Origin of the sequence: Salinivibrio sp. SS2, assembly GCF_001722075.1 — a bacterium.
Classification (GTDB): Bacteria; Pseudomonadota; Gammaproteobacteria; order Enterobacterales; family Vibrionaceae; genus Salinivibrio; species Salinivibrio proteolyticus.
Genome location: NZ_MEBP01000093.1, coordinates 1 through 7,662, shown reverse-complemented (window position 1 = coordinate 7,662; position 7,662 = coordinate 1). Strand labels below are relative to the sequence as shown.

Here is a 7,662-nt window from a genome sequence, read left to right as displayed (position 1 = left end):
TTTTTATTTTTTTACTTTGTTTTCTACCATTGCTATTTTATACTTGGCTTTGCTCATCATCTGAGACCGGTTTTGAGGCGTTGATGATCTGATCGCCGCTAGAGTGATAAGTTCAATGATTTAGGAAACAACGTCGGTCAAAAGTCTTAAGCAGCTACGCGACCAAATTAAAAATGCGTGGTTTGATCGTCCAAAGGATGCGAAAGGCGATACATCTTTTATCGATCTCGCGTTCTGGCAGAAGACGGAGTCTGCTTTTTTTACTGCCGTGTCGCAGTTGATTGAAAATATAGAGCAAGAAGACGAGAGCTTAACGTCGGAACAAGCAAAAAAATGGCTCAACACATTACGCGCTGTATGTTTCGACTTATTTGATGGTTATGCCATGACTGAGCTGGGTAATGTGAGGAATATGGCGAGACGGATTAAAGCGAGACAGACTCTAAGCTGGTGGCTATTTAACAGTAAAGATATAAAAGCATTTATTCGTGAACACGATATTGCGATTGATAAGGAGATCGCCTAATGGATAGTACACTACAACATAGTGTTTTACGCTGGTGGCAAAGTATGTACTTATCACCGAATGAATTATACAAAAAAGGTATCACGCCAGCCCCAAACGCACAAAAAGCACAGCTAAAACGTTGTCGAGATCTTGACGCCGTTATGCTGACCCCGGGGTTTCGTGCCTTATGGCAAAGCTTGCCTGCTCCTATAACGGAGCATGCCACATCAAGTGACATGGAATGCTGGGCAGCTATTGCTGGTGCGCTAGTACATGTGAAGCATGATAGCGCACACAATCTGGCAACGGCGGCGGGGAGTAAAGCACAAAGTGATAAATCGAGAGTGAGTGAGCTGCGCTTTGCACAACTGCAAGATACCAAGACACCGGATGAATTTCTGCGCCGTTTAAGAAGGATCCTGCATCAGCTTGATCACAGTGTTTTGGTTTCATCTTTGGCGAAAGATATCTATCAATGGTTTGAGGAACACAGCCAATTTTATCCTCGTCAAGCAGATAAACGCATCACTGTTCAATGGGCAATGGACTATTACCGCGCAGCGGGAACTAAATAGAAAAAAGGAAAAGAGAATGAGCCAATTTATTCAACTACACCTACTGACTTCTTATGCGCCTTCTAACCTGAACCGTGACGATTTAGGTCGGCCCAAAACCGCAAAAATGGGCGGATTTGAGCGCTTGCGTGTGAGCTCGCAAAGTTTAAAACGCCATTGGCGGACATCAGAAGTCTTTGAAACGGCCTTGGCAGGTAAAATTGGGATTCGGACCAAACGTTTCGGCCGACAGTTATACAGTGAGCTTATCGAACAAGGTGTGACCGAAAAATCCGCCAAAGCATGGGCGGCAGAGATAGCAGGGGTTTTTGGTCAAATCAAGAAAGATCAACTAGATATCGAGCAACTTGTTCATATTAGCCCAGAAGAGCAAGATGCAGCACGCTCTTTGATCGCGATATTGGCAGAAGAAAATCGTGCGCCAAAAAAAGAAGAACTGGACTTATTAAAGGCAGATCATGCAGCAGCCGATATCGCCTTATTTGGCCGTATGCTAGCCTCTTCGCCATCGTTTAATGTGGAGGCCGCCTGCCAAGTTGCGCATGCATTGAGTGTTCATAGCGTGGTTGTGGAAGATGATTATTTTACCGCTGTGGATGATTTGAACAACAAAAAGGAAGATGCGGGCTCTGCTCACCTTGGCGAAGCGGGTTTCGCGGCCGCCTTATTCTATTCCTATATCTGCATCAACAAAACGCAGTTGATTGACAACTTGCAGGGTGATGAGGCACTTGCCGATAGTGCGATCAAAGCCCTGACGGAAGCGGCGGTTAAAGTAGCACCTTCAGGAAAACAAAATAGCTTTGCTTCACGTGCTTACGCGAGTTTTGTTTTAGCCGAGAAAGGCGAACACCAGCCAAGACAATTATCGGTAGCGTTTCTTAAGCCCATTAACGATCCCGATCAAGGTCAAGCGGCCGTAGCGGCGCTCAACGATCAAGTGCAAAAATTCGATCAAGTGTATGGTGCGTGTGCAGATAGCCGCTATGCATTAAATGTATTTGAGGGTAGCGGCTCGTTTGATGAACTACTCAACTTCGTTACAGAATAAGTGGGAGGCAAGATGCGAGATTATCTTGTTTTTCGACTATATGGACCGCTAGCCAGTTGGGGGGAGCCAGCCGTTGGTGGCGACAGACCCACCAGCGCGTATCCGTCGCGTTCAGCCGTACTTGGATTACTTGGGGCGGCACTTGGCATAAAACGGGATGATGAAACGCAGCTTTTGAGCTTGCAACAAAGCGTATGTATCGGCATCAAACAGTGTGTACCGGGTTCGCTTTTGCGTGACTACCATACCGCGCAGGTGCCGAGTCACGATAAAAAGCGCATACATCGCACGCGCCACAGTGAATTAAAAATGGGAAAGAAACTACAAACTGTGCTCTCAAAACGTGATTATCGTTGTGACGGTTTGTGGGTAGTTGCAGTGTGGCTCTCGCCCTCGGCTACTATGTCATTAAACGAGCTAAAAAAGGCGTTGTTAAAGCCTGTGTATCCCCTTTCTTTGGGGAGAAAATCATGTCCACCGGCCTTACCACTACAACCTACCTTGGTGGCCAATGCTGATTTAAAGTCAGCATTAGATATCGATTTTCCAGCGATAACAGCATCAAATAAAAGCGATGCACTCTGGCTGGGGGCGACACCTTATGCGACTTACTTTTGGGAAGGCGATGTGGGAGAAATTGATGATGAGCGCGTATTAACCACCCACCCTTGGGATGAGCCTATCAATCGCGGTCGTTGGCAATTTAAACAACGCGTTATGCATCAATTGACGGTAGAGGAGGCCAATGATGTATCTGTCTAAAGTCCGGCTACTGTCATCGGCACAAGCAGTTAAACTGATCTCAAAATTTGGCCACAATGGTGCATACAGTGCTCACCAAATCATTTGGCAACTCTTTCGTCATGCGAGTGAGCGACCGTTTATATATCGAGAGGAGCAAGAACAAACCACGGGACGGCCTCTGTTTTATGTGCTTTCTACTATTCCACCACAAGATGAAACCGGTGTGTTCGACCTCCAAGTCAAGCCATTTTCGCCCCAGTTATACAATGGCCAGAGACTTCATTTTCAGCTAAGGGTTAACCCGACGATTTGTGTGACAGATGCAAAAGGAAAGCGACAGCGGCACGATGTCCTTATGCATGCGAAAAAGCAGGTGGGGGAAGTGAGCGCTATCGCATTGCAGGAAACTATGGATAAGGCCGCGCAACAATGGCTTTGTGATGAAAATCGATTGTCGCAGTGGGGTGTTACATTCGATAACGTACCAACGATTGAGGGATATACCCAACATCAAAGTCGGAAAAAGAATGGCGCGCATGTGCAGTTTTCGAGTGTGGATGCTCGCGGTACTTTAACGCTCCAAGACAGCGAACGCTTTTTGGAACAATACGCAAAAGGTTTTGGGCGCGCCAAAGCTATGGGTTGTGGGTTAATGCTGATTCGGCCTGCGTAGATATCGGCCAATAAATATGGAGGAACCATGGGGTTCATTCCGTTAAAACCTATCCCGATAAAAGACAGGCGTTCGATGGTTTTTGTCGGGATGGGGCGCATTGATGTGCGTGATGGTGCCTTTGTTGTGATTGATGAGGTGAATGGTGAACGAATGCATATCCCAGTGGGCTCAGTGGTATGCATTATGTTGGAGCCGGGTACGCGCATCAGTCATGCTGCGGTTAAACTCGCGGCAACAACGGGTACATTATTGATTTGGGTCGGTGAAGCAGGAGTGAGACTGTATTCTGTGGGGCAACCTGGCGGTGCGCGGTCTGATCGTCTTTTATACCAAGCGCAGCTTGCGCTTGACCCTGATTTACGTCTAAAAGTCGTGCGTAAAATGTTTGAGCGACGATTTGGTGAGCCGGCGCCTCAAAGACGTAGTGTTGAACAATTACGTGGTATTGAAGGGGCTCGAGTACGCAACAGCTACAAAATATTGGCCAAGCAATACGGCGTTGAATGGCATGGCCGCAACTATGATCCAAATGACTGGGATAAAGGCGATGTGACCAATCAATGTATTAGTGCGGCGACCAGTTGCCTTTATGGCGTGACTGAAGCGGCTATTTTAGCAGCTGGTTACGCGCCGGCGATTGGATTTATCCACTCGGGTAAACCACTTTCGTTCGTTTATGATATTGCAGACATTGTTAAATTTGACACGGTCGTACCACTCGCCTTCAAAGTTGCCGCTTCTTCACCCGCGGCACCTGACAGACAAGTACGCCTTGCTTGTCGTGAACTCTTTAGAACCAGCAAGTTATTGAAAAATATTATTCCGATGATCGAAGAGGTATTAGCGGCAGGTGATATTACACCGCCTGAACCGCCTCATGACGCCCAACCACCAGCTATACCTGAGCCAAAATCAATCGGTGATAGCGGACATAGGAGCGGCTAGATAATGAGTATGCTTGTTGTCGTCACCGAAGCCGTACCGCCAAGGTTACGTGGCAGACTTGCTGTCTGGCTGCTCGAAGTTCGCGCTGGTGTTTATGTGGGCGATGTAACACGTCGCGTGCGGGAAATGATTTGGGAGCAGATAACTGAACTCGCTGATGTAGGCAACGTGGTGATGTGTTGGGCGGTGAATAATGAATCAGGTTTTGACTTTCAAACTTATGGTGAGAATCGCCGAGAGCCTGTCGATTTGGATGGTTTAAGGTTGGTGGTATTCAAGCCGAGTGATGAGGATAAATAAGCCCAGTTTGCTCTTTAAAAAGTTGGTAGAAAAATGCAGGTCGATTTTTGTTATATAAAACAGTAATATCCGTTTAGAGTGTTCCCCGTGCCCACGGGGATGAACCGAGGCCACTGATTTGTATTCCATCGCCCAAGACGTGTTCCCCGTGCCCACGGGGATGAACCGCATAACTTTTGAATACTGGTTCGCCGTTTAATGTGTTCCCCGTGCCCACGGGGATGAACCGTCGAATGGGTGGTGAACTACAACGCCGCATTCGTGTTCCCCGTGCCCACGGGGATGAACCGCTAATGATCGCGATTAGAAAAGAGGTTGAGTGGTGTTCCCCGTGCCCACGGGGATGAACCGCGCTTATCGCCTTAGCTGAAGAGCATAATATGGTGTTCCCCGTGCCCACGGGGATGAACCGTTTGTCACAAGAGGCGTGCAGACATTTTGGCAGTGTTCCCCGTGCCCACGGGGATGAACCGAGTTCGGTGTCGATGGTAACGGGATGTTCTTTGTGTTCCCCGTGCCCACGGGGATGAACCGAAAACCAAAACACGCGAATACGTGGGGCCGCTGTGTTCCCCGTGCCCACGGGGATGAACCGGATATTGTTATGACCACTGTTGAAATGGATGAGTGTTCCCCGTGCCCACGGGGATGAACCGCTGGCAGCGTAGTGCAAACCCTCCCCATCGATGTGTTCCCCGTGCCCACGGGGATGAACCGCGCAGATACCGGTGATTGGATGGGCTATGTGAGTGTTCCCCGTGCCCACGGGGATGAACCGCACGCACTCAGCGGCGTATGTTTGCGGTAATTGTGTTCCCCGTGCCCACGGGGATGAACCGGCTTCCGAGCGTTATGTCATCGCCAGCGGTGAGTGTTCCCCGTGCCCACGGGGATGAACCGTACAACCAGGTTCGCGATGTACGCACCTATATGTGTTCCCCGTGCCCACGGGGATGAACCGGACAAAAAATCGGTGTCGGCAACGACACCATCGTGTTCCCCGTGCCCACGGGGATGAACCGTATCAACATCAGCAAAAGAGTGCCCATCTTGCGTGTTCCCCGTGCCCACGGGGATGAACCGTGATGTCTCTGCGCGTGTTGCTTATATCCATCGTGTTCCCCGTGCCCACGGGGATGAACCGTGGTGGCGCAAACAAAGTGCTGAGGCATTATCGTGTTCCCCGTGCCCACGGGGATGAACCGATGTTTTGGTTTGATCAGGAAAACCCGCTCACGTGTTCCCCGTGCCCACGGGGATGAACCGATTACGAGAGTTACCAACGTAGATATCTGGATGTGTTCCCCGTGCCCACGGGGATGAACCGGTTTTTTCCCGTTTCACGGTCAATCGATTTTTGTGTTCCCCGTGCCCACGGGGATGAACCGGAAAGATCATGGCGCTTTACCCTTTTATAACCGTGTTCCCCGTGCCCACGGGGATGAACCGACAGGCCGCAAATGGCGGTAGTTAATATTCATGTGTTCCCCGTGCCCACGGGGATGAACCGCAGTGATTAACGAGCCACTATTGCAACACTCCGTGTTCCCCGTGCCCACGGGGATGAACCGCATCCCGCGCCGTTTCGCGGTGGCCGTCGTTGCGTGTTCCCCGTGCCCACGGGGATGAACCGGTTGTGGAGGATGTTCCCGTCCCAGAAGTTGAGTGTTCCCCGTGCCCACGGGGATGAACCGTCAATAACTCTGGTGGGAGGATTGAAGTCAAAGTGTTCCCCGTGCCCACGGGGATGAACCGGGCAACTCGTCAAATCTGTATCACTTAAACCTGTGTTCCCCGTGCCCACGGGGATGAACCGTGAACATGCGGGTTAGGCTCGCCGTATTCGTTGTGTTCCCCGTGCCCACGGGGATGAACCGTTACTTGATTTTAGCTGAGGTGATTATGAATCGTGTTCCCCGTGCCCACGGGGATGAACCGGCGACAAATGGTGGCGTGGCCTGCATTGTCGAGTGTTCCCCGTGCCCACGGGGATGAACCGGTTTTTTCCCGTTTCACGGTCAATCGATTTTTGTGTTCCCCGTGCCCACGGGGATGAACCGACTTTGACACCACCGTCACAGGCGGCCTTGTGGTGTTCCCCGTGCCCACGGGGATGAACCGGCGATAACCTTGGCGTCGCGATTTCGGGTGTTGTGTTCCCCGTGCCCACGGGGATGAACCGTGGCTATTCACTATGGATATGATCATTTTGTCGTGTTCCCCGTGCCCACGGGGATGAACCGTTTTTCCCGAAAAACGTCTGTTATTTTTGGTAGTGTTCCCCGTGCCCACGGGGATGAACCTCTGCTCCACCTTGACCGCTTTTTTAAGCTGGCGTGTTCCCCGTGCCCACGGGGATGAACCTCTGCTCCACCTTGACCGCTTTTTTAAGCTGGCGTGTTCCCCGTGCCCACGGGGATGAACCGCTGCGCAGTGTAAGTGGTCAGGAAGTCTATGTGTGTTCCCCGTGCCCACGGGGATGAACCGTATTTAACGCGCTATCGATCACTGCGGGTGGAGTGTTCCCCGTGCCCACGGGGATGAACCGCCAGAGCGTGAAGGCGCAAACCCTAAGCTCAAGTGTTCCCCGTGCCCACGGGGATGAACCGTGATAGCGCATGCTATACATCATTTCTGGGTGGTGTTCCCCGTGCCCACGGGGATGAACCGACAGTGCCGAAGATACGGAACCCTATGATGGAGGTGTCGATTTAGATGATTGGTGATTGCAGTACTGCAATCTCTCTTGCGATTACTTAGTTAGTGCATCTGCGTGGCGTTGCTTCCTAAATCATTGAACTTATCCGAGCCGCGATCAGATCATCAACGCCTCAAACAGGTCACAGATGATGAGCAAAGCCAA

General features: G+C 50.5%; 6 protein-coding genes, 1 pseudogene and 1 CRISPR repeat array. All 7 genes and pseudogenes read left to right on the top strand.

From position 1 onward, the window contains the following. Nucleotides 1-157 precede the first annotated feature (157 nt). A pseudogene (locus tag BGK46_RS11165) lies at nucleotides 158-526 on the top strand (type I-E CRISPR-associated protein Cse1/CasA); the annotation flags it as partial. Then, nucleotides 526-1,083, top strand: a complete 558-nt coding sequence (gene casB, locus BGK46_RS11160) for a type I-E CRISPR-associated protein Cse2/CasB (RefSeq protein WP_069361014.1) — start codon at nucleotides 526-528, stop codon at nucleotides 1,081-1,083. The pseudogene BGK46_RS11165 and the gene casB, both read left to right, overlap by 1 nt. 16 nt (nucleotides 1,084-1,099) lie before the next feature. Next, nucleotides 1,100-2,134 carry a type I-E CRISPR-associated protein Cas7/Cse4/CasC gene (gene cas7e, locus BGK46_RS11155; RefSeq protein ID WP_069589330.1) on the top strand — a complete coding sequence of 345 codons (1,035 nt, stop codon included), beginning with the start codon at nucleotides 1,100-1,102 and terminating at the stop codon, nucleotides 2,132-2,134. Nucleotides 2,135-2,146: 12 nt separating this feature from the next. Beyond that, on the top strand, nucleotides 2,147-2,896 hold the full coding sequence (gene cas5e, locus BGK46_RS11150) for a type I-E CRISPR-associated protein Cas5/CasD (RefSeq protein WP_069589328.1): 750 nt from the start codon (nucleotides 2,147-2,149) through the stop codon (nucleotides 2,894-2,896). Continuing rightward, nucleotides 2,880-3,551, top strand: a complete 672-nt coding sequence (gene cas6e, locus BGK46_RS11145) for a type I-E CRISPR-associated protein Cas6/Cse3/CasE (RefSeq protein WP_254659686.1) — start codon at nucleotides 2,880-2,882, stop codon at nucleotides 3,549-3,551. Before cas5e ends, cas6e begins: the two co-directional genes overlap by 17 nt. A gap of 27 nt (nucleotides 3,552-3,578) precedes the next feature. Beyond that, entirely contained in the window at nucleotides 3,579-4,499 is a 921-nt protein-coding gene (gene cas1e, locus BGK46_RS11140; protein WP_069361018.1) for a type I-E CRISPR-associated endonuclease Cas1e, read from the top strand. Between the two features lie 3 nt (nucleotides 4,500-4,502). Beyond that, nucleotides 4,503-4,799, top strand: a complete 297-nt coding sequence (cas2e, locus tag BGK46_RS11135; protein WP_069589326.1) for a type I-E CRISPR-associated endoribonuclease Cas2e — start codon at nucleotides 4,503-4,505, stop codon at nucleotides 4,797-4,799. A 78-nt stretch (nucleotides 4,800-4,877) separates the two neighbouring features. Beyond that, a CRISPR array of direct repeats spans nucleotides 4,878-7,469; the repeat unit is 29 nt; unit sequence GTGTTCCCCGTGCCCACGGGGATGAACCG. Nucleotides 7,470-7,662: the final 193 nt, after the last annotated feature.

What these genes read in the sequence shown, in the direction of transcription:
- cas2e (WP_069589326.1), top strand. Translation starts at nt 4,503, where the DNA reads ATGAGTATGCTTGTTGTCGTCACCGAAGCCGTACCGCCAAGGTTACGT.
- cas5e (WP_069589328.1), top strand. Translation starts at nt 2,147, where the DNA reads ATGCGAGATTATCTTGTTTTTCGACTATATGGACCGCTAGCCAGTTGG.
- cas6e (WP_254659686.1), top strand. Translation starts at nt 2,880, where the DNA reads ATGATGTATCTGTCTAAAGTCCGGCTACTGTCATCGGCACAAGCAGTT.
- casB (WP_069361014.1), top strand. Translation starts at nt 526, where the DNA reads ATGGATAGTACACTACAACATAGTGTTTTACGCTGGTGGCAAAGTATG.
- cas1e (WP_069361018.1), top strand. Translation starts at nt 3,579, where the DNA reads ATGGGGTTCATTCCGTTAAAACCTATCCCGATAAAAGACAGGCGTTCG.
- cas7e (WP_069589330.1), top strand. Translation starts at nt 1,100, where the DNA reads ATGAGCCAATTTATTCAACTACACCTACTGACTTCTTATGCGCCTTCT.